22 protein-coding genes and 1 pseudogene are annotated in these 25,028 nt (G+C 70.4%); 19 read left to right on the top strand and 4 right to left on the bottom strand.

All coding sequences use genetic code 11. The annotated features are described in order from the left end of the window. Window positions 1–79 precede the first annotated feature (79 nt). From ACQ3HE_RS18470 to ccsB, 5 genes are read left to right on the top strand one after another with little or no spacing between them, the layout of a single operon-like run. Window positions 80–715: a histidine phosphatase family protein gene (locus ACQ3HE_RS18470; RefSeq protein ID WP_430893778.1), complete on the top strand. Its 636-nt coding sequence runs from the start codon at window positions 80–82 to the stop codon at window positions 713–715. Beyond that, window positions 715–1,323 carry a TlpA family protein disulfide reductase gene (locus tag ACQ3HE_RS18465; protein ID WP_138945214.1) on the top strand — a complete coding sequence of 203 codons (609 nt, stop codon included), beginning with the start codon at window positions 715–717 and terminating at the stop codon, window positions 1,321–1,323. Before ACQ3HE_RS18470 ends, ACQ3HE_RS18465 begins: the two co-directional genes overlap by 1 nt. Continuing rightward, complete coding sequence (locus ACQ3HE_RS18460; protein ID WP_124767397.1) at window positions 1,320–2,066, top strand: cytochrome c biogenesis CcdA family protein; 747 nt, start codon at window positions 1,320–1,322, stop codon at window positions 2,064–2,066. Before ACQ3HE_RS18465 ends, ACQ3HE_RS18460 begins: the two co-directional genes overlap by 4 nt. After that, window positions 2,050–3,714, top strand: coding sequence for a cytochrome c biogenesis protein ResB (gene resB / locus ACQ3HE_RS18455; protein ID WP_079003290.1), 1,665 nt, complete (start codon window positions 2,050–2,052; stop codon window positions 3,712–3,714). The genes ACQ3HE_RS18460 and resB overlap by 17 nt, the downstream gene beginning before the upstream one ends. Next, complete coding sequence (gene ccsB, locus ACQ3HE_RS18450; protein ID WP_079706648.1) at window positions 3,711–4,766, top strand: c-type cytochrome biogenesis protein CcsB; 1,056 nt, start codon at window positions 3,711–3,713, stop codon at window positions 4,764–4,766. The genes resB and ccsB overlap by 4 nt, the downstream gene beginning before the upstream one ends. Window positions 4,767–4,782: 16 nt before the next feature. Here the strand turns inward: ccsB and ACQ3HE_RS18445 are convergent, their stop codons facing one another. Continuing rightward, the gene (locus tag ACQ3HE_RS18445) at window positions 4,783–5,760 is read right to left on the bottom strand and encodes an o-succinylbenzoate synthase (protein ID WP_124767396.1); all 978 of its coding nucleotides are present in this window, start codon (window positions 5,758–5,760) and stop codon (window positions 4,783–4,785) included. A 62-nt stretch (window positions 5,761–5,822) separates the two neighbouring features. Here ACQ3HE_RS18445 and ACQ3HE_RS18440 point away from each other — a divergent pair, with 62 nt between their 5' ends. The 5 genes from ACQ3HE_RS18440 to ACQ3HE_RS18420 all read left to right on the top strand — a co-directional run bounded on the left by ACQ3HE_RS18440 (window position 5,823) and on the right by ACQ3HE_RS18420 (window position 12,793). After that, complete coding sequence (locus tag ACQ3HE_RS18440; protein ID WP_430893776.1) at window positions 5,823–7,310, top strand: hypothetical protein; 1,488 nt, start codon at window positions 5,823–5,825, stop codon at window positions 7,308–7,310. 16 nt (window positions 7,311–7,326) lie between these two features. Next, complete coding sequence (locus tag ACQ3HE_RS18435) at window positions 7,327–8,253, top strand: 1,4-dihydroxy-2-naphthoyl-CoA synthase (RefSeq protein WP_064294597.1); 927 nt, start codon at window positions 7,327–7,329, stop codon at window positions 8,251–8,253. A gap of 57 nt (window positions 8,254–8,310) precedes the next feature. After that, window positions 8,311–9,471, top strand: coding sequence for an AMP-binding protein (locus ACQ3HE_RS18430; RefSeq protein ID WP_430893774.1), 1,161 nt, complete (start codon window positions 8,311–8,313; stop codon window positions 9,469–9,471). Between the two features lie 106 nt (window positions 9,472–9,577). Next, window positions 9,578–11,719: an acyltransferase family protein gene (locus ACQ3HE_RS18425; protein ID WP_430893772.1), complete on the top strand. Its 2,142-nt coding sequence runs from the start codon at window positions 9,578–9,580 to the stop codon at window positions 11,717–11,719. Window positions 11,720–11,758: 39 nt separating this feature from the next. After that, window positions 11,759–12,793: a 1,4-dihydroxy-2-naphthoate polyprenyltransferase gene (locus tag ACQ3HE_RS18420; protein WP_430893770.1), complete on the top strand. Its 1,035-nt coding sequence runs from the start codon at window positions 11,759–11,761 to the stop codon at window positions 12,791–12,793. Here the strand turns inward: ACQ3HE_RS18420 and ACQ3HE_RS18415 are convergent. Then, a complete protein-coding gene (locus tag ACQ3HE_RS18415; protein ID WP_430893768.1) occupies window positions 12,734–13,078 on the bottom strand; it encodes a DUF4229 domain-containing protein in 345 nt (114 codons plus the stop codon). The genes ACQ3HE_RS18420 and ACQ3HE_RS18415 overlap by 60 nt on opposite strands. Window positions 13,079–13,149: 71 nt before the next feature. Here ACQ3HE_RS18415 and ACQ3HE_RS18410 point away from each other — a divergent pair, with 71 nt between their 5' ends. From ACQ3HE_RS18410 to ACQ3HE_RS18400, 3 genes are read left to right on the top strand one after another with little or no spacing between them, the layout of a single operon-like run. Then, a complete protein-coding gene (locus ACQ3HE_RS18410) occupies window positions 13,150–13,572 on the top strand; it encodes a PLD nuclease N-terminal domain-containing protein (RefSeq protein WP_124767392.1) in 423 nt (140 codons plus the stop codon). Further along, a complete protein-coding gene (menD, locus tag ACQ3HE_RS18405; protein WP_430893766.1) occupies window positions 13,569–15,305 on the top strand; it encodes a 2-succinyl-5-enolpyruvyl-6-hydroxy-3-cyclohexene-1-carboxylic-acid synthase in 1,737 nt (578 codons plus the stop codon). The genes ACQ3HE_RS18410 and menD overlap by 4 nt, the downstream gene beginning before the upstream one ends. A gap of 56 nt (window positions 15,306–15,361) precedes the next feature. Next, window positions 15,362–16,225, top strand: coding sequence for a polyphosphate kinase 2 family protein (locus tag ACQ3HE_RS18400; RefSeq protein WP_159875725.1), 864 nt, complete (start codon window positions 15,362–15,364; stop codon window positions 16,223–16,225). Window positions 16,226–16,241: 16 nt separating this feature from the next. Here ACQ3HE_RS18400 and ACQ3HE_RS18395 read toward each other — a convergent pair whose 3' ends face one another. Then, window positions 16,242–17,480, bottom strand: a complete 1,239-nt coding sequence (locus ACQ3HE_RS18395) for an isochorismate synthase (protein ID WP_274500354.1) — start codon at window positions 17,478–17,480, stop codon at window positions 16,242–16,244. 88 nt (window positions 17,481–17,568) lie between these two features. Further along, the gene (locus ACQ3HE_RS18390) at window positions 17,569–18,411 is read right to left on the bottom strand and encodes a helix-turn-helix transcriptional regulator (RefSeq protein ID WP_194603580.1); all 843 of its coding nucleotides are present in this window, start codon (window positions 18,409–18,411) and stop codon (window positions 17,569–17,571) included. A gap of 101 nt (window positions 18,412–18,512) precedes the next feature. Here ACQ3HE_RS18390 and ACQ3HE_RS18385 point away from each other — a divergent pair. From ACQ3HE_RS18385 to ACQ3HE_RS18360, 6 genes and pseudogenes are all read left to right on the top strand, one after another. Then, window positions 18,513–19,193: pseudogene (locus ACQ3HE_RS18385) on the top strand (SDR family NAD(P)-dependent oxidoreductase). A 63-nt stretch (window positions 19,194–19,256) separates the two neighbouring features. Further along, window positions 19,257–19,961, top strand: a complete 705-nt coding sequence (locus ACQ3HE_RS18380) for a demethylmenaquinone methyltransferase (RefSeq protein ID WP_079003281.1) — start codon at window positions 19,257–19,259, stop codon at window positions 19,959–19,961. Between the two features lie 150 nt (window positions 19,962–20,111). Further along, window positions 20,112–21,671 carry an APC family permease gene (locus ACQ3HE_RS18375; RefSeq protein ID WP_430893764.1) on the top strand — a complete coding sequence of 520 codons (1,560 nt, stop codon included), beginning with the start codon at window positions 20,112–20,114 and terminating at the stop codon, window positions 21,669–21,671. Between the two features lie 170 nt (window positions 21,672–21,841). Next, a complete protein-coding gene (locus ACQ3HE_RS18370) occupies window positions 21,842–22,279 on the top strand; it encodes a hypothetical protein (RefSeq protein ID WP_430893762.1) in 438 nt (145 codons plus the stop codon). A gap of 102 nt (window positions 22,280–22,381) precedes the next feature. Then, the gene (locus tag ACQ3HE_RS18365) at window positions 22,382–23,443 is read left to right on the top strand and encodes a polyprenyl synthetase family protein (protein ID WP_430893760.1); all 1,062 of its coding nucleotides are present in this window, start codon (window positions 22,382–22,384) and stop codon (window positions 23,441–23,443) included. Between the two features lie 113 nt (window positions 23,444–23,556). Continuing rightward, the gene (locus ACQ3HE_RS18360) at window positions 23,557–24,942 is read left to right on the top strand and encodes an FAD-dependent oxidoreductase (protein ID WP_079707009.1); all 1,386 of its coding nucleotides are present in this window, start codon (window positions 23,557–23,559) and stop codon (window positions 24,940–24,942) included. Window positions 24,943–25,028 lie beyond the last annotated feature (86 nt).

Here is a 25,028-nt window from a genome sequence, read left to right as displayed (position 1 = left end):
AGCTTAGCCGTCGCTCGTGGCTCGGACCTGGACGGAGGTCACGGTGAATCCGCAGCTTGGGGAAACGTACACTTGAAGGGTGGTAGCCGACCAGATCCATCTCGTGCGTCACGGCGAGGTGCACAATCCTTCTCGTGTGCTCTACGGTCGACTCCCCGCATTCCGACTGTCGGAGCTCGGCGAGCGCATGGCGCAGGCCGCCGCGGACGACCTCGTGAGCCGTGATCGCACAGTGGGCGCGCTCTACGCGTCCCCGCTGCAGCGCACCGAGGAGTCCGCAGCGCCGGTCGCCGCCGCGTTCGGGCTCGCCGTCGTCTCCGAGCCGCGCGTGATCGAACCGTTCAACGAGTTCGAGGGCAAGCGCATGAGCCGCGCCTTGAAGAACCCGCTCAACTGGTCCAAGCTCCGCAACCCGTCCCGTCCGAGCTGGGGCGAGCCGTACGCATCGATCGTCAACCGCATGACGGCTGCCGTCGAGGACGCCTGGCGCGCGACGCCGTCGGGCGACGTCGTCATCGTCAGTCACCAGCTGCCGATCTGGATGCTGCACAGCTCCGTCGTCGGGGCGCCGTATCGTCACGACCCGCGGAAGCGGCGGTGCGCCCTGTCGAGCATCACCACCTTCGAGCGGACCGAGCAGGGCTTCGTCGAGGTCGGCTACGTCGATCCGGCCGCCCGTCTGTCGTCCGGCGCGACCGATGTCGGGGCCGTCTGATGGCCCGCCGATCGAGGACGTCCGCCGTCGCCGCCGTGTTGGCCGTCGGGGCGCTCCTGCTCACGGCGTGCGGGAGCGATCCGCTCGCCGAGCAGTACCGCGAGGGCAGCAGCAAGGGGTACGTCGCGGGCGACGGCAGCGTGACCGAGGTCGCGCTCGACGACCGCGGTGAGTCGATCAGCTTCTCAGGCGTCGGCGAGGACGGCGAGCAGATCTCCTCCGCCGACCACGCGGGCCAGGTCCTCGTCGTGAACTTCTGGTACGCCGCCTGCGCCCCCTGCCGCGCGGAGGCGAAGGACCTGCAGGCGCTCAACGAGGCCTACACCGACAAGGGCGCCACCTTCATCGGCGTCAACGTCCGCGACACCGCCGACACCGCGAAGGCGTTCAACGGCACCTTCGGCATCACCTACCCCTCCATCCTCGACGTCGACAGCGGGGAGGCGAAGCTCGCCTTCACGGGCAGTGTCCCGCCGAACGCGGTGCCGACCACCATCGTCCTCGACGCCGAAGGTCGGGTCGCCGCACGCATCCTCGGGCAGCTGCAGGACCGCACCATCCTCGACACCCTCATCCGCGACACGATCGCCGAGAGCGCCCCAGAGTGAGCCCCGGCGAGCTCGTCTACGGCGGCCAGCTCCTCGTGGCGATCCCGATCGCCATCGCGGCCGGTCTGCTGTCCTTCCTCTCGCCGTGCGTCCTGCCACTCGTCCCCGGCTACCTCGGATACGTCGGCGGCATGACGACGGTCGAGGAGGGGCGCTCCGGTGCGGGTCGCCGGCGCGTGCTGCTCGGCGTCAGCCTCTTCATCCTCGGCTTCACCGTCGTGTTCGTGGCGATCGCGGCGTTCGTCGGAACGATCGGCGCCTGGTTCGTCGAGTGGGAGGGCGTCATCACCCGCGTCCTCGGCGCCGTCGTCATCCTCATGGGGCTCATCTTCATCGGACAGTTCTCGCGGCTGCAGCGCACGGTGCGCACCAACTGGGCACCCGCCACCGGCCTCGCCGGCGCGCCACTGCTCGGCTTCGTCTTCGCCATCGGCTGGACGCCCTGCCTCGGCCCGACCCTCACCGCGATCAGCGCGCTCTCCCTCTCGGGCGGCTCCGCCTGGCGCGGGGCCCTCCTCGGGCTGTTCTACTGCCTCGGTCTCGGCATCCCCTTCCTGCTCGTCGCGCTCGGACTCGGTTGGGTCACGGGGTCGTTGGCGTTCCTCAAACGGCACATCCGCACGATCAACATCATCGGCGGCGTGCTCCTCATCGTGATCGGTGTGTTGATGGTGTCTGGTCTCTGGTCCGCTTGGATGTACTCGTTGCAGGGGGTGATGAGCGGCCTTGTCACGCCCCTCTGATCACATCGATTCCGCCGCACCGGCTCCGGCCGACGGCATCAACCAGCCGAAGCTCGGGTTCGTGGGTTGGCTCCGCTTCTTCTGGCGTCAGCTCACGAGCATGCGCACGGCGCTCTTCCTGCTGCTGCTCCTCGCCATCGCCGCGGTGCCCGGTTCGCTCGTCCCGCAACGGTCGAGCGACCCGAACGGAGTCACCCAGTACTTCACCGACAACCCGGACCTCGCGCCCATCCTCGACAAGGTGCAGGCGTTCGACGTCTACAGCTCGGCCTGGTTCTCCGCGATCTACCTGCTGCTGTTCATCTCGCTCATCGGCTGCGTGATCCCGCGGACGAAGCACCACTGGCTCGCCCTGCGCTCCCGCCCGCCGCGGACGCCCGCGCGCCTGTCGCGGCTCTCCGCGTTCGAGCGTCGCAGCGACGACAGCGGCGCGACCGCCACCGAGCTCATCGACGACGCGACGAAGCAGTTGAAGCGCCAGGGCTACCGAGTCGAACGCTACGACGCCGAGGGGTCCGCATCGGTGTCCGCCGAGCGCGGCTTCCTCCGCGAGACCGGCAACCTCGTCTTCCACTCGGCACTCGTCGGCATCCTCGTGACGGTCGGTTTCGGCGGCGGTTTCGGCTTCTCCGGTCAGCGCGTGCTCGTCGAGGGTCAGACCTTCGTCAACACCCTGCTCGACTACGACTCGTTCAACCCCGGCCGCTTCTTCAACGAGTCGGAGCTGGCCCCCTACAAGTTGACGCTCGACGAGTTCGGCGTCACCTACGAGACCGAGAACCTCGACGCGTACGGGCAGGCGATCGACTACCGCGCGAAGGTCACGACGACCTCGCCCGGCGGGAAGCCGCAGGACGCGACGATCAAGGTCAACGATCCGCTCCGGTTCGAGGGCACCGACGTCTACCTGCTCGGCAACGGCTACGCGCCGACGATCACCGTCCGCGATCCCGAGGGCAAGGTCGTGTTCAGCGACTCCATCCCGTTCCTGCCGCAGGACGCCCAGCTCACCTCGCTCGGCATCGTCAAGGTCCCGGACGGCCTGGCGGAGCAGCTCGGCATGATCGGGTTCTTCTACCCGACGCAGGCCGCGTCCAAGCCGCCGTTCTTCTCGTCCTACCCCGACCTCGCCTACCCGGTGCTGACGCTCAACGTCTACTCCGGCGACCTTGGGATCAACGCCGGTGCTCCGAAGTCGGTCTACGCGCTCGACGTCGACGACATGAAGCAGCTCACGGGCGGCGACACCGGCGTCGAGTCGATCGAACTCACGCCCGGCCAGATCACGGACCTGCCGAACGGACTCGGCACGGTGTCCTTCGACAACGTCGCCGCCAACCCGTCGACCGAGAACTACGCCGGCTCCGTCAAGCGGTTCGCCTCGTTCGACGTCCACCACGACCCGACCCAGCTGTGGGTGCTCGCGTTCGCCATCCTCGCCCTGTCCGGTCTCATCACCTCACTCTTCGTCGCCAGACGCCGCGTCTGGGTGAAGGCCGTGACCGGGAGCGACGGCACCGTCTCCCTCGAATACGCCGGGCTCGCCCGCGGCGAGGACCCCGGCCTCGAAGCGGCCGTCGCGGCGATCGCCGAAGCGCACAGTCCAACGCCTGTCCCGTCCGAACCCGAAGGTAGAATCACCCCGTGACCCTCGTCGAAATCTCGAACCTCTGCCTCTGGTCGGCCGTCGCCGTCTACGCGCTGGCGTTCATCGCCTTCACGTTCGACCTCGCGCGCCGCAGCGCCGAGGTCACCGCGGCGATCGACGCGGCCGAGCGGGCTGAGCTGGAACGGTCGGCAGCCGCCGAGGAACGCGTCGGTGCACTCGCCTCCGCCGCGGCGCGGACCGCCGCACCGATCGTCACGAGCGACGGTGTCCCGCGCAAGACCCGCCGTCCCTCGGACGAGCCCGAGCAACAGGCGTCGCGCAAGTCGCCGAGCCTCCGGGTCGGAGTCTCGCTCACCGTCATCGCCTTCCTCCTCCACCTCGTCGCGGACGTGACGCGCGGTATCGCCGCCGGTCGTGTCCCGTGGGCGAACATGTACGAGTTCGCGATGACGGGCACGCTGCTCATCGTCGCGGTGTTCCTCGTGGTCATCGCGCGCGTGGACCTCCGGTTCCTCGGCAGCTTCGTGATCGGCCTCGTGACCGTGCTCCTCGGCCTCGCGACCGCGAACTTCTACGTCGAGGTCGTCCCGCTGCCGCCGGCGCTGCAGTCGGCATGGCTCGTCATCCACGTGTTCGTCGCGAGCCTCGGCACGGCGTTCTTCGCCATCGGCTTCGCGTTGAGCGTCGTGCAGCTCCTGCAGGGGCGTCGCGAGCGACGGCTCGGGCTCGTGCAGCCCACCCAGAGCTCCGGGCGTCTCCGCTTCCTGCTCACCCTCCCGAACGCGGAGCGTCTCGAGAACCTCGCCTACCGCGTCAACATCATCGGCTTCATCTTCTGGACGTTCACGCTCATGGCCGGTGCCATCTGGGCTGAGCGCGCCTGGGGTCGGTACTGGGGCTGGGACACCAAAGAGGTGTGGACCTTCATCATCTGGGTGATCTTCGCCGGGTACATCCATGCCAGGGCGACGCGCGGCTGGCGCGGATCACGCGCGGCCACGCTCGCCATCATCGGCTTCAGTGCCGTGATGTTCAACTTCGTCGTGGTCAACGTGTTCTTCAAGGGTCTGCACGCCTACAGCGGCCTGTAAGCCCCTGCGCCGGCCCTCAGCCCAGCAGTGCGTGCGTGCGGCGGAGCCGGTCGAGCCACCAGGCGGTCCGCTCCGGTGACGCCGTGAAGTGCTCGAGGAGATCGACGTCCACCTCGACTCGCCGAACGGCGATGCCGCCGTCCACGGGATCGAGCGGTGCGGTCGTCACGTCGCCGCCGAGGAGCGCGGTGGTGGCGAGCCCGCAGTCGTAGTCGAGTTCCGGCAGGGCCGCCGCGAGGTGGGCCCCCATGGAGATGCCGACGGAGGTGTCCAGCGCGCTCGAGACGACGATCGGCAGGCCGGCCTCGCCCGCGATGCGGAGCGCGGCGTGCACGCCGCCGAGCGGCTGCGCCTTCACGACGAGCAGGTCGGCGGCGCCGGCGCGAGCCACGGCGAGGGGGTCCTCGGCTTTGCGGACGCTCTCGTCCGCCGCGATGGCGACGTCCAGGGAGGAGACCCGTTCACGGATCTCGGCGAGTTCCGCGACGGTCGCGCAGGGTTGCTCGACGTACTCGAGGTCGAAGGGTTCGAGAGCGCGGATGGCGTGTTCGGCCTCGTCGACGTTCCAGTTGGTGTTGGCGTCCACGCGGAGTCGACCCTCGGGTCCGATGGCCCGCCGGACGGCGGCGACGCGCGCGACGTCGTCGGCCAGCACCTGCCCGCGCTCGGCCACCTTCACCTTCGCGGTCCGGCAGCCCGGGAAGCGGGAGAGGATCGACGGCACGTCCGCCGCGTCTACCGCCGGGACCGTCGCGTTCACGAGGATGCGATCCCGGTGGAGGGGCGGGAGGTCCGACCAGCCGAAGTCGATGGCGGCCCGCAGCCACGCGGCTGACTCCTGGTCGTCGTACTCGACGAAGGGGGAGAACTCCGTCCACCCGGCGGGCCCGCGGAAGAGGACGGCCTCGCGGGTGTCGATGCCCCGGAACCGGACGCGGAGGGGGATGGAGACCACGCGGGCGGTGGCGAGGACGTCGTCGAGGTTCGCTTGCATGACCCCATCCTGCACCCGGACGTCGGAAGCCGTCGCGGGACGCCCGTGACACAATCGATCCCGTGCCGCTGTTCTCCCGACGCAAGCCGACGCCCGGCGATCGGCGAAGCGTGCCCGCGGACGAACCCGCCGCCTTCTCGGTGCCCGAGCCGATCTTCGAGCCGAGCCCCGAGGCCGAGGTGCTCCCGGTGATCGAGGAATCGCCCGGCGGATCCTCCGACGAACCGCGCGATCCGAACGCCCCGCCGATCCCCGGGGCGCCGCCGGCAGCCGCGTCCTCGACCGCGCAAGCGCCTGCCGCCCCGGAACGCACGCCCGAGGAGCTGGAGGCGGAGACCGCCCGGTTCCGTCGTCCGGGGTCCCGAGGACGACGGACGCCACGGCAGCCCGCATCACGGAAGCCGTCGTCGCGTCGTCAGCGGAAGGCGGCGGAGCGCGCGGCTGCCTCGCAACCCAAGTCTGCGGCGATCCCGGCCGACGACGGCGAGCGGACTCCGGCGGCCCACCCGCCTGCCGCCGGTGCATCCCCGACGGGTCGGGACGAACTCGGCGCGCGGAGTCGGGGTGTCGTCGCCTCCTTCTCCCCGCTCGCCCTGCTCGGCGCGGTCGTGGCCGTCACCCTCTTCACCGTCCTGCTGGCCGTGAGTTACCGGCCCGGCGAGGGGGCATGGGCCATCCTCGTGGCGTTCGCCCTCGTCGTCGTGGTGCAGATCGTGCTGCTCATCGGGAGTGTCATCGTCATCCGCCGGAAGGTGCGGCGCCGCTGGGGCGTGCTGGCGCTGGTGCTCATCCTCGTCGTCAACCCCGTCACGGCGATGGCGGTCGGCGGTCTCTCCCCGGATCGGGCCGGGAATGGTGCCTCCGCCGGTGGCAGCGGCGACGAGGAGCACGACCCGATCTGGGACACCTACCCGGGGTCCGCCTACGTCGACGCGAAGGAGACCCTCGACGGGCCGAGCTACGAGGACTTCGTCGGGACGTCCGACGAGATGCTCGCGGAGATCCGGACGGCCCTGACCGCCGAGTTCGGCTTCGACTGGGTGGAGCGACAGCCTGCCGAGACGGAGGTCGATCAGAACGGGTACGGCGGGGACTCCATGCTCTTCGAGTACACGGCACCGGTGTGGCAGACGACGACGACCGTGCGGACCTTCGAGGAGAAGTCGCGGGTGGTCGAGCTGATCCGGCAGGTCCTGCTCCGCTACGGCATCGCGAACCTCGACATGCAGAACGCACCGTCCTCCTGGCGTGAACCGGGCGAGCTCACCGAGCGGTACGGCGGCGAGACCCTCGACACCCAGGCGCTGTGGGACCTGCACACCTACAACGCCATCACGGGGGCCGGCGACTTCCGGACGAGCATCGTCGACCTCACGCTCGACTCGGCCGGCACGGTCGCGAAGGACCGCGAGTTCGACGTCGACTACTACGACATGGCGGCGGAGGGCATCGAGCTGCACCTCGACTCGTATGCGCTCCTGAAGGAGGCGGACCGCGCCGACTACCTGGAGGCGCTCAAGCCCTACGCGGACCTCGACAAGCCGAAGTAGTGCCTAGGCTGGACGCATGAGCGATCGAGTGTCCGAACTGTTCGACCCGGAGATCTGGGACGTCGTACCGGGGTTCGAGGACCTCACCGATCTGACGTACCACGTCGCGCGCGAGGGCGGCTTCGTGCGCATCGCGTTCGACCGCCCCGAGGTGCGCAACGCCTTCCGCCCGCACACCGTCGACGAGCTGTACCGCGCGCTCGACCACGCTCGCCAGAGCCCGACGGTCGGAGTGGTGCTGCTCACCGGCAACGGTCCGAGCGCGAAGGACGGCGGCTGGGCGTTCTGCTCGGGCGGCGACCAGCGCATCCGTGGTCGCGACGGCTACCGGTACGCGAGCGACGACGCCGCGGACGACGAGACGGCGAGCGGCATCGACGCCGCGCGCAACGGTCGCCTGCACATCCTCGAGGTCCAGCGCCTCATCCGCTTCATGCCGAAGGTCGTCATCAACCTCGTTCCCGGGTGGTCCGCGGGCGGTGGGCACTCCCTCGGCGTCGTGTGCGACCTGTCGATCGCGAGTCGGGAACACGCGCGGTTCAAGCAGACCGACGCCGACGTCGGTTCCTTCGACGCGGGGTACGGGAGCGCGTACTTCGCCAAGCAGGTGGGTCAGAAGTTCGCCCGCGAGGTGTTCTTCCTCGCCCAGGAGTACGACGCGGAGCGCGCGCTGCAGGCGGGCGCGATCAACGCGGTCGTCCCGCACGCCGAGCTCGAGCAGACGGGCGTCGCCTGGGCCCGCACCATCCTCGGCAAGTCACCGACCGCCATCCGCATGCTGAAGTTCGCCTTCAACGCCGTCGACGACGGTCTCGTCGGCCAGCAGGTCTTCGCGGGCGAGGCCACCCGCCTCGCCTACGGCACCGACGAGGCGGTGGAGGGGCGCGACGCCTTCCTGGAGAAGCGCAAGCCGGACTGGGCTCCGTTCCCCTGGCAGTTCTGAGCTGCCTGACCGCGAGGAGTCGGCGGAGCGCCGACGCACCCGGCGTACGCTGAATCCATGACTCGTCAGCTGCTCCCCGTCGACGCGTCCGCCTCGGCGATGCTCGCAGCCCTGGAGACGGCGCTCGACGGCTCCGGACCCGCGGTCCTCCCGATGCAACCCGGATCGTCCGCGGCACCGGCCGTGGTCGACGACCGGGTGGCCCTCGTGATCGAGACGTCCGGCTCGACGGGCGTGCCGAAGCGGGTCGCCCTCTCGGCTGCGGCCCTCCTGGCCAGCGCGGCGGGTTCCGCGGTGGCTCTGGGCGGCCCTGAGGCCCATCGCCGTTCGTCCCAGTGGATCCTGGCGCTCCCGACGCACTACATCGCCGGCGTCAACGTGCTACTCCGGTCGGTCGTCGCCGGGACCAGGCCGCTTGAGGCACCGACAGGGTCGTTCGACGCCCAGGCGTTCTGCGGACTCGTCGAGCGGCTCGACGCCGATGCCGGATTCGCCGCCCTCGTACCGGCACAACTGCGCATGCTCGTCGACGCCGCCGAGACGAGCACCTCCGTGCGTGACGCGCTCGCCGGACTCGCCGGGCTGCTCGTCGGGGGACAGGCCACCCCCGCTCCGCTGCTCGAGCGGTCCGCGGCGCTCGGCATCCGCGTCGTGCGGAGTTACGGCTCGAGCGAGACCTCCGGCGGCTGTCTGTACGACGGCGTGCCGTTCGCCGGTGTCGAACCCCGGCTGGTGAACGGGGAGCTCCTCATCGCCGGACCGGTCCTTGCCGAGGGCTACCTCGGCGAACCGGACCGCACGGCGACCGCCTTCCCGGACGACGGCGGCCGCCGGTGGTACCGCACCGGCGACACCGCCGAGCTCGTCGAGGGCGTCGTCCGGGTGACCGGGCGGGCCGACAACGTGATCATCAGCGGCGGGGTGAACATCTCCCTCGACCGGGTGCAAGCGGTCGTCCGGTCGGTGCCGGGGCTGGCCGAGGCCGTCGTCGTCGCCGTTCCCGACGAGCGGTTCGGCCAGGCGTCCGTGATCGTGACGGGGGTCGGGACCTCCTCGGACCAGCGCCCGGACGACGCGCTGCTGCAGACCGCCCGAGACGCCGTCGCGGAGGCGCTCGGCCGCCCGGCGCGCCCCGCCCGACTGGTCCGTCTGGTCGAGCTGCCGCTGCTCGCGAGCGGCAAACCCGACCTCGTCGCACTCCGCTCACGATTGGGTTGAGCCCGTCCTCCGAGTGACCGCGAGGGCCGGTTTGCAGGCGGTTGTCGCATAGGGCATGCTCTCCCATGCGTGTCGACGAGCGACCGCAGCCGGGGGACGACGACAGGTGACAACGGGGACCGACACGGGCGCTGCGCCCACGAGGCCGACCACGGCGTTCCGCGCCGACATCCAGGGGATGCGGGCGCTCGCCGTGACCGCGGTGATCCTCGCCCATGCGACCGGCTGGCCGGCCGGCGGCTTCGTGGGCGTGGACGTGTTCTTCGTGATCTCCGGCTTCCTCATCACCGGGTTGCTCCTGCGCGAGCACGAGCGTTCCGGACGCATCTCCCTGCCGGCCTTCTTCGGGCGGCGGATCAAGCGGATCCTGCCCGCGTCGCTCGTCGTCCTGGCCGCGACCGTCGCGCTGGCGTCGTGGCTGTTCAACGCCCCGCGGGCGCTCGCGACCTGGTGGGACGCGGTTTCGGCCGCACTGCTCGTCTCGAACTGGCGTTTCGAGGCGTCGGGCACCGACTACTTCCACGCGACGGACGCCGCGTCACCGCTGCAGCACTTCTGGTCCCTCTCGATCGAGGAGCAGTTCTACCTCGTGTGGCCGGTGCTGCTCGTCGTCCTGCTCGCCGTCGCGGCCCGCGGAGCCAGACCCGTGCTGCGCTCGCGCCTCGTCGTCGGTGGCGTCCTCGTCGTCCTCATCGCGGCCTCGTTCGCCGTCGCCGTGTGGCAGTCGGGGGCGGCCCCGCAGGCCGCCTACTTCGCGACCGGCGCGCGGGTCTGGGAGCTGGGGGCGGGCGCACTCCTGGCCGTGTCCGCGCCGCTCCTCGGCCGGCTGCCGCTGGCGCTCCGGGTGGTCGCCGGATGGGCGGGGCTCGTCGGCATCGTCGCATCCGCGCTGCTCATCACCGGGTCGATCGGGTTCCCCGGCCCCTGGGCGGTCGCCCCCGTCGTCGCCGCGATGCTGCTCATCGCCGCCGGGACCGGAGCCGGCCCGGCGTACCCGCGCTGGATCTTCCCGCTCGCGAACCCGCTGAGCCGTGGCGTCGGAGCGATCTCCTATTCGCTCTACCTCTGGCACCTCCCGATCCTCGTGTTCGTACCGATGCTCGTCCCCGACACCGCCCTCAGCACGGTCCCGGGGATGCTCGGGCTCATCCTCGGGGTCTCGGTGCTCTCCTTCCTGCTCATCGAACAGCCGTTGCACCGCACGCCACTCGTGGGTTCCTTCCACGGCGACCGCGACGCCAGGGACGCCGCCTGGGCCGCCTGGCGCGAGCGGTTCGCCTCCCAGTTCCTCTACTCGGCGGTCGGACTCGTGATCGTCGCCGGGCTCGCGGTGATCGCCATCGGCCCCGCGCTCCGCATGCCGGTGACCACCGGCGGACCGGCGGCCGTCGCGGCTCCGGCCGGAGACCCGCTCCAGGGCATCGCCGCCGAGCTGCAAGTCGCGAGCCAGGCCTCGGCGTGGCCCGACAACCTCTCGCCGAGCCTCGACGACGCGATCCGCGCGACCTCGAGCACCAACCCCGCCCGGTCCTGTTTCGACCTGGGTTCGACGCCCGACGACGGTTCGTGCACCTGGGGCGATGCGTCCGCGCCGAAGCACGTCTACCTCGTCGGCGACTCGACCGCGCTCGCCTACGCGCCGGCGTTCCGCGCGATCGCGGATCAGAGCGGTGGGGCGGTGCGGATCACCACCATCGGCCTCTACGGGTGCCGCTTCACGCAGGACCTCATCCAGAACAGCGGCGCCGGGGTCATGGACGACTGCCCGACGCGCAAGCACGACATCGCCGAACGCATCGCCGCGGACCAGCCCGACCTCGTGATCGTCTCGAACGCGTTCGCCGCGGGCCGCACCACCGACGGCCGATCGCTCGACACGACGTCGATGGTCGCGTCGGCGCTCGCCGAGACGGCGGGGTATCAGGTCCCGGGCCGCGTCGTGTTCCTCGCGCCGCCGCCGCTCGGTGCGGATCTCGGTTCCTGCTACTCGCGGGTGTCCATTCCGCAGGACTGCGCCGTCGGCGTCGACGCCGCCTGGAACGACTTCGCCGCGGCGACCGAGTCGGCGGCGGGAGCAGCCGGGGAACGCTTCGTCTCGTCGCTCCCGTTCAGCTGCGCGGATGGCGTCTGCCCGGCGTTCGCCGGGACAACGCCGACGAAGTACGACAGCGTGCATCTCACCCCGGCGTTCGCCGAGCACATCGCTCCGGCGATCCTCCAGACGCTCCAGGCCGCCGGGGCCCTGTGACGCCGTCCGCCCCGAGGCTCCGCGGGTAGACTCGCCGTCGTGGCACATGGAGCACGGCCGGCAGCGCCGAAACAGCACAAGACGTCCGCACCGCGCAGCACGGCGGGTCGTGGCGCGAACGGTGGACGATCCGGCAACCCCGCACGCGGTGGCGGTCGCAAGGTCCCGCTCGCGAAGCCGGCGACCTTCGGCGACTGGGTCGGTGCGGCCCGGATCCGTACGCTGCCGATGGCCGTCGCCCCCGTGCTCATCGGCACCGGTGCCGCGACGATCATCGCGGGCCCCGGGGTCTACCACCCGGTCCGCGCGCTGCTCTGCCTCGTCGTCGCGCTCGCGCTGCAGATCGGTGTCAACTACGCCAACGACTACTCCGACGGCATCCGCGGAACGGACGACCTACGGGTCGGCCCGAGCCGACTGACCGGTTCCGGCGCGGCGAAGCCCAAGACGGTCCTGACCGTCGCGCTCGTGTTCTTCGGTATCGCGGCGGTGGCCGGCATCGTCCTCACGATCCTCACCCAGTTCTGGTGGCTGCTCCTCGTCGGGGCGGTCGCGATCGTCGCCGCCTGGTTCTACACGGGCGGGAAGCGCCCCTACGGGTACTTCGCGCTCGGCGAGGTCTTCGTCTTCGTGTTCTTCGGCCTCGTCGCCACGCTCGGCACGACCTTCGTCCAGGTCGGGACCGTGAACCAGGAGGCATGGTTCGGCGCGATCGGCGCCGGCCTCATCGCCTGCGCGGCGCTCGTCGTCAACAACCTCCGCGACCTCGAACAGGACAAGGCGGTCGGCAAGCGCACCCTGTCGACGTTCATCGGCCGGATCGCGTCGAAGGTGCTCTACTGCGTCCTGCTGCTCGTGCCGTTCGGCATCGCCGCGTTCCTCGCGCTCTTCTACCCGATCGCCTGGTTCACCATGTTTGCGCTGCTCGCCGCCATCCCGGCGTGCGTGATCGTGCTGTTCTCCACGACGGCCAGGGAGCAGATCCTGGTGCTCAAGCTGACGGGGCTCGTGCAGCTAGCGTTCGGGGTGATCCTCGGTCTGGCGTTCTTCTACACGCCCGGCATCGCCGGCTGACGACGCTTCCGATGCCGCCGCGCTCGCATCGAGCGCCGCGTCCTCGGAGTCCTCGTCGTCGTGCGGCGTCGGCTTGTCGCCGTGCCGACGGGCGTAGAGCTCCTGCGCGACGGTCTCCCGCGGGGTGCGCAGGAAGATGTAGGACACGCAGAGTCCGATGATCGCGGCGATGATCGCGGCGACCCAGGGCTGCAGACCCGTGAGGAAGACGAGGAGCAGGAGCGGCACCACGAAAGCCAACAGGCGGAGGATGGTGTACCGGACGGCGGCGGGAACGCGTTTCACCAGATAAGTCTAGGCGTCCCGCCTGAAGGCAACCCCAGGTAATCACGTCACCTGGCGTTTACGATGGAGACATGGTTCGTCTCTGGATCGGCCTCGCCGTCGCGGCAGTCGTCTTCATCGTGTATTCGGTGGTTGACTGCGCCACGATGCCGCGCGACCGCGTCCGAGGGATCAGCAAGACCTCGTGGATCATCGCCATCCTCCTCCTGCCGGTCATCGGCGGAGTCCTCTGGTGGATCATCGGTCGGGTCCGCGCTCCGAAGGCCGTGCCCCGCGGCTCAGCGCCGGACGACGACCCCGACTTCCTCAAGAAGCTCGACGCCGACCGTGCGCAGACGAAGCGCATCCGCGACCTCGAGGACGAGCTCAACCGCTTCGACGACGAGTCGGGCGACAGCCCGGATGCGACGACGCACGACGACCCCGCCCCGGGATCCGACACGCCCGACGACGGTTCCGGCCGCAGACCGCCTGGCGCCCCGAGCGCCTCGTGAACCCGTCCGCCGCTCCCGAGCCCGTCGGCTCGGCTCCCTCGTCGAGCCCGGCCAGCGCGTCCGCGTGGGCACTCCTCGACGCGCTCGTCGCCGTGGGTGTCTCCGACGTCGTCGTCTGCCCAGGTTCCCGGTCGCAGGCGCTCGCGCTCGCCGCTGCCGAGCTGGCGGCCTCCGGACAGATCACCCTGCATGTGCGCATCGACGAGCGGGTCGCCGGCTTCCTCGCCTTGGGCCTCGGCGTCGAGACCGACCGCCCGGCCGTCGTGATCACAACCTCGGGGACGGCGACCGCGAACCTGCATCCAGCGGTCCTCGAGGCGCATCACTCGCGCGTCCCGCTCATCGTCCTCACCGCCGACCGGCCGGCCGAGGCGCACGGCATCCGCGCGAACCAGACGACGAAGCAGGACGACCTCTACGGGTTCGCCGCGCGCCTCGCCGTGGTCGTCGAGGCCCCGACCGGTGCCGACGGTGAGCAGGACGCCGCCCGCGATCTCGCCCAGCGGGCGTACCGCGCCGCGACGGACGTCCTCGATCCGGGCCCGGTGCACCTGAACCTCGCCTTCCGGGAGCCGCTCTCGGGCAGCTTCGACCCGGTCGTCGCCGGGGCGAACCCCGACGTCCCGGTCGAGACGGACGCCACCGCGGAAGCACCGCTCTACCCGGGGCGACCGCATCTCGTCCTCGAGCGCGGACCCAGGACCCTCGTCGTCGCCGGGCACCATGCCGGCCCGGCCGCCGAGCAGCTCGCGGCGGACGGCGGATGGCCGCTGATCGCGGAGGTGTCGAGCGGATCCCGGTTCGGGCGGAACGTCATCGCCGCCTACCGGGAGCTGCTCCGCGAGGACGACTACCGCGAGGCCGTCGAGCGCGTCGTCGTCTTCGGCCACCCGACCCTCAGTCGCGAGGTCCCGCTCCTGCTCCAGCAGCCGCAGGTCGAGACGATCGTCGTCGCCCCGGCCGGAGCCGAGGTCTACAACCCCGGACGACGGGCCGACCGGATCGTGTCCTCCGTCTCCGTCGAGGTGGGGCCCGCGGATCGCGCTTGGCTCGGAGCCTGGGTCGTCGGATCCCGCGAACGGGTGGTGGACCCCTCGCCTGCAGCCCCCGATCTCGAGGGGCTGCACTCGACGACTCCCGCCGAGCGACTGGCCTCCGTCCGGGCAGAGCTCGACGCCGTCCGCCTCCCGGTCACCCGCGAGGTCCTCGTCGACGCGGTCTGGCGTGCCACCTGGCCGCACGACCGCCTCGTCGTCGGCGCGTCGAGGCTCATCCGCGTGGCCGACGGTCTCGTCCCCGGCCGCAAGATCAGCGTGCACGCCAACCGCGGACTCGCGGGTATCGACGGCACCATCGCCACCGCCACGGGGATCGCGCTGGCGAGCCAGGCCGACGGAGGCCCAGGTGTGACGCGGGTGCTCCTCGGCGACCTCGCCTTCCTCCACGACGTCGGCGCGATGCTCCTGGACGACGGTGTCGCGCCGCGTCTCCAGGTGATCGTCGGCAACGACGGGGGCGGCACCATCTTCGACGCGCTCGAGGTCGCCCAGAGTGGCCCTGGAGCGCTCTTCGACCGCGTCCAGTACACGCCACAGCACGTCCGGCTGGAGTCGCTCGCGACCGCCTACGGGTGGGAGTACCGCTCGGCCCGCACGCGCACGGAACTCGACCAGGCGTTCACCGCGCCGGTGACCGGTCCCGTCCTCATCGAGGTCCCGCTGCCGCGAGCCTGATCCGCCGGTCCTGCCAGGGGTCGACTTCCGACGCGACCTGCGGCCAGAATGGGCGGATGACGGCATCGAAGCACGCATCGACCTGGACGGCACCACCCCGAGACACGCTGCGCGTGGGGGAGGGGTTCAGCCTCGCCGACGTCGATCCCTCATCGACGCCGGGCTTCGACGGTGACAAGCAGCAGGGCCGGGTCGAGCTCGACGCGGGGGTGCCCGCGCTGTCCGAGCTGCAGGAGCGACTCTTCGCGGCGAGCACGCAGGGAGCCCCGGAAGCGGTGCTCCTCGTCCTGCAGGCGATGGACACGGCGGGCAAGGGTGGCATCGTCAAGCACGTCGTCGGCTCGGTCGACCCGCAGGGCGTGCACCACCACGCCTTCAAGAAGCCCACGGAGGAGGAGCGCTCCCACGACTTCCTCTGGCGGGTTGAGCCGCACCTGCCGAAGCCCGGTCAGATCGGCGTCTTCGACCGTTCGCACTACGAGGACGTCCTCATCGGTCGGGTGCGTCAGCTCGCCGCGCCGGACGAGATCGAGCGTCGGTACGGGGCGATCAACGACTTCGAGGCGGGCATCGTCGCGAGCGGGACCCGCATCGTCAAGGTGATGCTGCAGATCAGCGCCGACGAGCAGAAGGAACGGCTCGCCGACCGGCTCGCGCGTCCGGACAAGCACTGGAAGTACAACCCGGGCGATGTGGACGAACGCGAGCTGTGGCCGGCCTATCAGGACGCCTACCAGGTGGCGTTCGAGCGGACGAGCACCGAGGCCGCCCCCTGGTTCGTCGTGCCGGCGGACCGCAAGTGGTACGCGCGCATCGCGGTCCAACGGCTGCTGCTCGACGCCCTCGAGGACATCGATCCGCAGTGGCCGGCGGCCGACTACGACATCGCCGTCGAGCAGGCACGACTCGCGGCGAGCTGAGCCGAGGTTCTTCGGCTCAGCCGAAGGCTTCCACGATCGGACGGAACTTCATCTTCGTCTCGACGAGCTCCGTCGCAGCGTCCGAGTCGGCGACGATGCCACAGCCGGCGTAGGCGGTGATGTCACCGTCCGGCGCGATCTGCGCACAGCGGAGGGCCACCGCCCACTCGCCGTCACCTGAGGCGTCCACCCACCCGACCGGACCGGCGTAGCGACCGCGGTCGAACGGTTCCAGCTCGCGGATGAGGGCGACGGCGTCGCGCGTCGGGGTCCCGGCGACGGCGGCCGTCGGGTGCAGGCCGTCCATGAGGTCGAGCGAAGACGAGCCGTCCGAGAGCCGACCGTCGATGTCGGTCGCGAGGTGCCAGAGGTTCGGCAGCTTGAGGGTGAATGGGGCCTCGCTGCGGCGCAACTGGGGGCTGTGTGCCTGCAGGGCGGTCAGCACCGACTGCACGGCGAACTGGTGCTCACCCTGGTCCTTCGCGCTCGTCATGAGTGCGACGGCCTGGTCGTGGTCGCTCTCGGCGTCGGGACCGCGCGAGATCGTGCCGGCGAGGACGCGCGCCGAGACGGCACCCCGATCCACTCGGACGAGCGTCTCCGGGCTCGAGCCGATGAAGCCGTCGACCGCGTAGGTCCAGCAGTCGGGGTAGCCGAGGGCGAGGTCGTGGAGCACTCGGCGGCGGTCCGCTTCCGCGGGGAGGTGCCCGGCCAGGTCGCGTGCGAGCACGACCTTGCTCAGGCCGCCGGCCTGGATGCGGGCGATTGCGCGCTCGGCCGAGTCGAGGTAGCCGTCGCGGCTCTGCACACCGGGGGTCAGCTGGATGCGGTACTCGGGCCCGTAGGCCGTGGTCACGGGATCGACGTCCTCCGCGCCGTCGCCGAGGGAGACCCGCGTGATGAAGCTCGCGTCGGGGTACCGGCCGATGATCGTGCGCGGCACGATGAGGACGCTCGTCGCGGAGGACTCGTCGTCGAAGGCGAACGTGCCGAACGCGACCAGGCCGGTCCCGGGCCGACGCACCTCGTCCGTCACCACTGCTGCGGCGCAGACGTCCCGCCAGGCCGCCGCGGCACGCGTGAACCGGTCGGGGCCCGAGAACTCCAGGCGGAGCGCCTCACCCAGTCCGACCAGCCCGTGTCCCTTCCGCACCCAGAGGAGCGGCGAGGTCTGGTCGGCGAACGGGAGGAGCTGGCGCGGGTCGTCGATGGCGACGGTCTGGGCGACCAGTGACGAGGTCAGGGGAATGGTCACCGTTCAACCCTACGCCCGCGCAGGAGGGGTCCCTCCCCGCCGCAGCCCGACGGGTGGAGGGTCGGTCACCGCCTCGTCGGCGGGGCGTTCACCGGCCGGACGTCCCGATCGTCTGCAACCCGGTGACCCCGAGCAGTGCGAGTTTCGCCGCGTCCTCGGTGCCCGGTGCCGCCGTGTACACGACGATGCGCAGGTCGCCGCCCGGCGTGGACAGGACGTCGCAGTCGACGGTGATCGGTCCGACCGGTGTCCGTGTGACCGTCTTCCGGCTCGCCCGGTGCTCCGCGACTCTAGCCTCCGCCCAGCGCCGCTCGAACTCGGGTGACACCGATCGCAGCCGGGCCACGAGTCGTGCGAGCTCGTCGTCCCGCGGGTAGCGCCCGACCGCGGCCCGGAGGTCTGCGGCGAGGTCGCTCGCGAACTCCTCCTCATGCTGCTCGTCGAAGTCCGTGCCGTCGTGCCCCGCGGTGAAGTGCCGCCACACCAGGTTGCGATCGTCGCCGACGAGGGCGGAGGGATCGCCGTTCACCGCGGCCCACAGCGGGTTCCAGAGCAGGATGTCGTGGGCGGCGGAGAAGACCGCCAGCGGCACGTCGCCGAGCCGGTCGACGATGCGCTGCACGCCCGGACCGATGTGCCGGGGGACGACCCCGGGCGGTGGTGGAGCGGCTCCGGCGACCCGGTAGAGGTGGTCGCGCTCCTGATCCGTCAGTCGCAGTGCGACCGCGAGGGCGCGGAGCAGCTGCGGCGACGGGTTCTTCGCGCGGCCCTGCTCGAGCCTGACGATGTAGTCCACGCTGATGCCGGCGAGGGCGGAGAGCTCCTCGCGGCGCAGGCCGGCCGTCCGTCTCCCTGGGCCGGCGGGGAGACCGACCTCGGCAGGGGAGACCCGTTCGCGCCAGGCCCGGAGCACACCGGCGAATTCGTCCATCCGGCCATTGTCCCCCCGGTGTCGGTCCGCATCCTGGTACTGCCGGTCCCCCTGTCGACCGGGGCCTGGCGGACCGACCATGCCGGGCGGAGCATGGACCCATGACCACCACACTCATCACCGGGGCCAACAAGAGCCTCGGACTCGAGACCGCGCGCCGACTGATCGACGCCGGCCACACCGTCTACGCCGGCATGCGCGACCTGGGCCGCGGCGATGCCGTGGCCGCGCTCGGCGCCCACCCCGTCCAGCTCGACGTCACCGATCAGGCGAGCGTCGACGCGGCGCTCGCCGCGCTTCCGGAGCTCGACGTGCTCGTCAACAACGCCGGCGTGCTCGGTACGTCCTTCGGTGTGGACGACCTCACCCCGGAGACGATGCAGGATGTCCTCGACACGAACGTCGTCGGTCTCGTCCGCGTCACCCAGGCTGCGTTGCCCCTCCTGCGCCGTTCGTCCCGACCCGTCATCGTGAACGTCGCCTCGGGAGTGGGATGGCCGCGCTTCCTCACCTCCGAGGGGGCCGACGAGTTCGCGGTGCCGACGATCCCGTACGCCGCGTCGAAGGCGGCCGTCATCACGCTCACCGTGCAGTAGGCGAAGAACCTGCCCGGGTTCCGGGTGAACGTGAGCGACCCGGGCTACACCGCGACCGACTTCAACGGACACGGAGGCCATCAGACGGTGACCGAGGGGACGGACGCGACCGTCGCGCTCGCCCTGCTCGGTCCGGACGGTCCCACCGGCGAGTTCCACAACCGGCACGGACGCATCGACTACTGAGCGCGAGCCTGGGAGCCGTGCTCGGACGGCCGGCTCCCAGCGGCGCGGACGTAGGATGGACGGGTGAACCGCGCCGACCTCTCCAAGCAGCCCGAGCAGGTCTCGGCCATGTTCGACGACGTCTCGACGAAGTACGACCGCATGAACGCGGTCCTCTCCGTCGGGAACGACGCCCTGTGGCGCATCGCGACCACTCGTGCGGTCGGTCCGGCCGCCGGTGAGCGCATCCTCGACCTCGCGGCCGGCACGGGCACGTCCTCCGCGGCGCTGGCACGCAACGGTGCGCAGGTCGTGGCCGCCGACTTCTCGCCCGGCATGATCGCCGTGGGTCGCGACAAGTACGCCGACCGCTCCGACATCCAGTTCGTCGAGGCCGACGCGACCGACCTCCCCTTCGCCGACGAGGAGTTCGACGCCACGACGATCTCCTTCGGCCTCCGCAACGTCGTCCGCCCGAAGGACGCCCTCGCCGAGATGCTCCGGGTCACGAAGCCCGGCGGCCGCATCGTCATCTGCGAGTTCTCCACGCCGACGTTCGGGCCGATGCGCGCCGCGTACAACCTCTACCTCGAGCGGGTCATGCCGCTCGTCGCCGGCGTCGCATCGTCGAACGCCGAGGCGTACACCTACCTGAACGACTCGATCCGCGCGTGGCCGAGCCAGCCTGAGCTGGCCGCATGGTTGCGCGAAGCGGGCTACGAGCACGTCGCGTACCGCAACCTCACCGGCGGGATCGTCGCCCTGCACCGGGGACTCAAGCCGGCCTGAGTCCCGTCACCATCGGGGTTCGTCTCGGCATTCCCGAGGGGTGGAACCTGTTGATCCCGTCACTTCCCGCGAGTCGGCGCGACTGATTCCGTAGCCCGGTCCCGAACGGGAGCATTGACACACGGGTGCGCCCGGCCCTACCGTTCCGTCATGACAGCTCAGGACACGGCCCGCGGGTCGCAGCCGGCATCACCCACCGGCGGTAAGGGTCTCGCCACCGGCACCCTCGGCCTCTTCGGCTCCGTGATCATCGGCCTGGCCTCGACCGCGCCGGTGTACTCGCTCGTCGCGACGCTCGGCTTCGTGGTGCTCGCCGTGGGTGCCCAGGCGCCGATCGCCTTCATCGTCGCCTTCATCCCGATGCTGTTCATCGCGTTCGCCTACCGCGAGCTGAACCGCGACGTGCCGGACTGCGGCACCACCTTCACCTGGGCGACGAAGGCCTTCGGCCCGGTCACCGGCTGGATCGGCGGGTGGGGCGTCGCGCTCGCCGGCATCGTGGTGCTCGCGAACCTCGCACAGATCGCGGGGCAGTACCTGTGGTTGCTCATCGGTGACGGTTCCCTCGCCTCGAACGTCCCGCTCGTCACCGCGACCGGTGTCGTGTTCATCGCCCTCATGACGTGGGTGTCGTACCGCGGCATCGAGCTGGGGGAGCGGATCCAGAACATCCTCCTGGCGGTCCAGTACCTCGCACTCGTGCTGTTCGCCGTGTTCGCCTTCATCGGAGCGTCGAACGGCAGCGCGCCCGACGCGACGCCGATCTCGCTCGACTGGTTCAACCCGTTCGCGTTCACCGACTACCACGGCTTCATCGAGGCGGTGCTGCTCGCACTCTTCATCTACTGGGGTTGGGACACCTGCCTCGCCCTGAACGAGGAGACGAAGGACCCGCAGAAGATCCCGGGCCGCGCGGCGGTCATCTCCACGGTCATCCTGCTGGTCACCTACGTCACCGTCACGGTCGCCGCCATGGTCTACGCCGGACTCGGGACCACGGGCACCGGCCTCGCCAACGAGGACAACGCGAACGACATCTTCCTGGCGCTGAAGGATCTCGTGCTCGGACCGTGGGCGTGGATCCTCGTCGTCGCCGTGCTCATCTCGGCGGTGTCGTCGACGCAGACGACGATCCTCCCGACGGCGCGTGGCACGCTCGCGATGGCGGCCTATAAGGCGCTGCCGAAACGGTTCGCGACCGTCCACCCGACGTTCAAGACGCCGTCCTTCTCGACGCTCGTCATGGGCATCGTCGCCATCGTCTACTACGTCGGCATGACGCTCGTGAGCGAGAATATCCTGGCAGACTCGATCCTCTCCCTCGGACTCGCGATCGCCTTCTACTACGGCATCACCGGGTACGCCTGCGTCTGGTACTTCCGGAAGGTGCTCTTCCGCTCAGCGCAGGACTTCTTCTTCAAGGGCCTCTTCCCGCTCCTCGGGGCGCTCATGCTCACCTTCGCCTTCGTGCAGAGCTGCATCGACATGTTCGACGTCGACTACGGCTACACGGTCCTGTTCGGCGTCGGCGGCACGTTCGTCATCGGTGTCGGTTCGCTGGCCTTCGGTTTCGTGCTCATGCTGCTCTGGTACAGCCGGAAGTCCTCGCGGCCCTTCTTCCGCGGGGAGAGCCTCAACCGCGACACCGAGGTCCTCGTGCCAGACGAGCCGATCGAGTACGGCCGTTCCGTCGACGGCGGTCTCGCCTGACCTCCGGTCCCTGAGCCTCACTCCGGTCCCTGAATCTCCCCTCCGGTCCCTGAGTCTCACTCCGGTCCCTGAATCTCCCCTCCGGTCCCTGAGCCACCCCTTCCGGTCCCTGAGCCTGTCGAAGGGCACATCTCCCGGGGTCGTCCAGGCGGGCCGGGCATACTGGTGGGATGTTGGACACCCTGCCAGGCGGCCCGTGGATCTGGGGCGTCGCGATCGTCGGTCTCGTGCTCGTCGTCATCCTCCTGAACGCCAGGCGGGCGAAGTCCGCGTTCGCGAAGCCGTACGAGCGATACGACACCACCGAGATCCCGCCGGACACCCCGGGTACCCGCGAGTTCATCGTGCGAGACGACGCGACCGGTGCGCGGCTCCAGTTCGTGGTGTCCGGGCCGTCGGCCAGGATCGCCCTCGTCGTCGTGCCGCCGAAACACCTCGGGACCGGCGTCGAAGCCGGCCTCTTCCGCGCCGCGTTGCCGACCGCCCAAGGCGTCGACGCCTGGACGTGGCCGCCGCTCAACACCGACGGATACTCGATGCTGCTCGACCTCGCGCATGAGTTCGCCCATCTGGCGTTCTACGACGCTGAGGGCGTGCGACTCCGCTGAATCGAGTCATGTGGTCCGACCACAGCTGCCAATCGCCTGATCGCGCCCGTGGATTCCGGTCCTCCGGCACAGGTGACGGGCTGCCCCGGCTAGGCTAGAGCTGTGAATCCCAGCGCGACCCGCCGTGTCAGCAACCTGGCCAGCCAGGCCGGGCTTGCCGAACGCATGTTCGCGACCGGTGCAGACCGCAAGCTCGCCAAGACCATCGACGACGGCGTGGCCCGCCTCGAGATCGGTCTGGAGGAGCAGCTCGGGTTCACCGACGACCTCGTCGACGTCACCGCACGCTACCTGCTCGAGGCCGGTGGCAAGCGGGTCCGCCCGCTACTCACGATGCTCATCGCCCAGCTCGGCGACGGCATCACCGACAACGTCCTGCGGGCGGCCGAGGCGATCGAGATCACCCACCTCGGCTCGCTGTACCACGACGATGTCATGGACGACGCCGACAAGCGTCGCGGCGTCCCCAGCGCCCACCAGGTGTTCGGCAACAACACCGCCATCCTCACCGGCGACCTGCTGTTCGCCCGCGCCAGCCAGATCATGGCCGACCTCGGCGAGCGGGCGATCCGGATCCAGGCCGCCACGTTCGAGCGCCTCGTGCTGGGGCAGCTGCACGAGACCACCGGTCCTCGCGAGGGTCAGGACGAGGTCGAGCACTACATCCAGGTCCTCGCCGACAAGACCGGGTCGCTCATCGCCGCCGCGGCCCGGAGCGGCGTCATCTTCTCCAATGCCCCCGAGGCGTACGAGAGTGCGGTCGTCGAGTTCGGCGAGAAGGTCGGCATCGCCTTCCAGCTCATCGACGACGTCATCGACCTGTCGCCGCAACCCGAGGAGACCGGCAAGGTCCCCGGCACCGACCTGCGGGCCGGCGTCGTCACCCTCCCCATGCTCTACCTGCGCCGCGAGGCCGTCGCCGACCCCGAAGCCGCGGCCCTCGTCGCCCGTCTCGACGCCGAGGTCACGGAGACGGACCACGACCCCGTCCGGTTCGCCGCGCTCGTCGCCACCCTGCGCGACCACGCCGTGACCACACGGACCTTCGCCGAGGCGCGGCAGTGGGCCGACGAAGCGATCGCGGCACTGGCACCGCTGCCCGACGGCTCGGTCAAGAAGGCGCTCGTGCACTTCGCGAAGGCGATCGTCGACCGAAGGAGCTGATGGCGGCGCCGCTCCACCGGGGCGGCACGGCATCCCAGACGCGCATGCATGACGGCCGGAGCGCTCCACCGGCCGCACCCGGAACCCCGCACGGGGACACGAAAGGAACCACCGTGACCAAGCTCAGGCTGGCCATCGTCGGCGCAGGACCCGCAGGCATCTACGCGGCGGACATCCTCCTGAAGGCGGAACGGAAGTTCGACGTCTCCATCGACCTCTTCGAGCAGCTTCCGGCCCCGTACGGCCTGGTCCGCTACGGCGTCGCGCCCGACCACCCGCGTATCAAGGGGATCATCAACGCGCTCCGCGACGTCCTCGACCGAGGCGACATCCGGATCTTCGGCAACGTCCGCTTCGGCGTTGACATCACGCTCGACGACCTCAAGCACCACTACAACGCCGTGATCTTCTCCACGGGTGCCGTCGAGGACGCCCCGCTCGACATCCCGGGCATCGACCTCGACGGGTCGTACGGCGCCGCCGAGTTCGTGAGCTGGTTCGACGGACACCCCGACGTCCCCCGCACCTGGCCGCTCGAGGCGGAGTCGATCGCCGTGATCGGCAACGGCAACGTCGCGCTCGACGTCGCCCGTATGCTCGCGAAGCACCCGGAGGACCTGCTCCCGACCGAGATCCCGGCCAACGTTCACGAGGGGCTGCAGCAGTCGCCCGTGACCGACGTGCACGTCTTCGGGCGTCGCGGGCCCGCGCAGGTGAAGTTCACACCGCTGGAGCTCCGCGAGCTCGGGGAACTCAACGACGTCGACATGATCCTGGCCGACGAGGACTTCGACTACGACGAGGCGTCGAAGGCGGCGGTGGCGAGCAACAAGCAGGTCATGGTCATCGACCGCGTCCTGCAGCAGTGGCGCAAGCGCGAGACCGGCCAGGCCTCGCGCCGACTGCACCTGCACTTCTACGCGAAGCCGCTCGAAGTCGTCGACGACGGTTCCGGCAAGGTCGCCGCCTTCCGGTACGAGCGGACGAGACCAGACGGTCAGGGCGGGGTCGAGGGCACGGGTGAGATCCGCGAGGTCCCGATCCAGGCGCTCTACCGCGCGGTGGGGTACTTCGGAAGCCCGCTGCCCGGCGTGCCGTTCGACTCGCGGCACGGCGTCATCCCCAACCACGAGGGCAAGGTCCTCCACCCCGAGAGCAACGAGCGCGTCCCCGGCGTCTACGCGACCGGGTGGATCAAGCGTGGTCCGGTCGGCCTCATCGGCCACACGAAGTCGGACGCGATGGAGACCATCAGTCACGTCATCAACGATCAGGCGGACTGGTGGGCGCCCGCGGAACCCGAGGAGGAGGCCGTCGTCGCGCTGCTCGAGTCGCGTGGCGTCGCCTACACGGACCTCGAGGGCTGGCACCTCCTCGACCAGCACGAGATCGCGCTCGGTGAACCACAGGGTCGTGCCCGCATCAAGGTGGTGCCGCGCGAGGAGATGGTGGCGATCTCGCGGGCGCAGTCGTCGGATGACGGGACACCGTCCGCCTGAGTCGCACCGGCGACGGTCGCAATCCGGCCGATCGCCGCGAGTCAAGCCGCTTCACGGAACCCGGTTTCGGCGCGAGTCGGTCACTA

This window comes from Plantibacter auratus (genome assembly GCF_050587365.1).
In the GTDB taxonomy this organism is placed as follows: domain Bacteria; phylum Actinomycetota; class Actinomycetes; order Actinomycetales; family Microbacteriaceae; genus Plantibacter; species Plantibacter auratus.
This window is presented reverse-complemented; position numbering and strand designations above follow the sequence as displayed.

Bases quoted from the DNA above. Each gene is read 5' to 3' on its own strand.
- ACQ3HE_RS18430 (WP_430893774.1), top strand. From the start codon at position 8,311: ATGACTCGTCAGCTGCTCCCCGTCGACGCGTCCGCCTCGGCGATGCTC.
- ACQ3HE_RS18390 (WP_194603580.1), bottom strand. From the start codon at position 18,411: ATGGACGAATTCGCCGGTGTGCTCCGGGCCTGGCGCGAACGGGTCTCC.
- ACQ3HE_RS18400 (WP_159875725.1), top strand. From the start codon at position 15,362: ATGACGGCATCGAAGCACGCATCGACCTGGACGGCACCACCCCGAGAC.
- ACQ3HE_RS18465 (WP_138945214.1), top strand. From the start codon at position 715: ATGGCCCGCCGATCGAGGACGTCCGCCGTCGCCGCCGTGTTGGCCGTC.
- ACQ3HE_RS18375 (WP_430893764.1), top strand. From the start codon at position 20,112: ATGACAGCTCAGGACACGGCCCGCGGGTCGCAGCCGGCATCACCCACC.
- ACQ3HE_RS18410 (WP_124767392.1), top strand. From the start codon at position 13,150: ATGGTTCGTCTCTGGATCGGCCTCGCCGTCGCGGCAGTCGTCTTCATC.
- ACQ3HE_RS18370 (WP_430893762.1), top strand. From the start codon at position 21,842: ATGTTGGACACCCTGCCAGGCGGCCCGTGGATCTGGGGCGTCGCGATC.
- ACQ3HE_RS18435 (WP_064294597.1), top strand. From the start codon at position 7,327: ATGAGCGATCGAGTGTCCGAACTGTTCGACCCGGAGATCTGGGACGTC.
- ACQ3HE_RS18445 (WP_124767396.1), bottom strand. From the start codon at position 5,760: ATGCAAGCGAACCTCGACGACGTCCTCGCCACCGCCCGCGTGGTCTCC.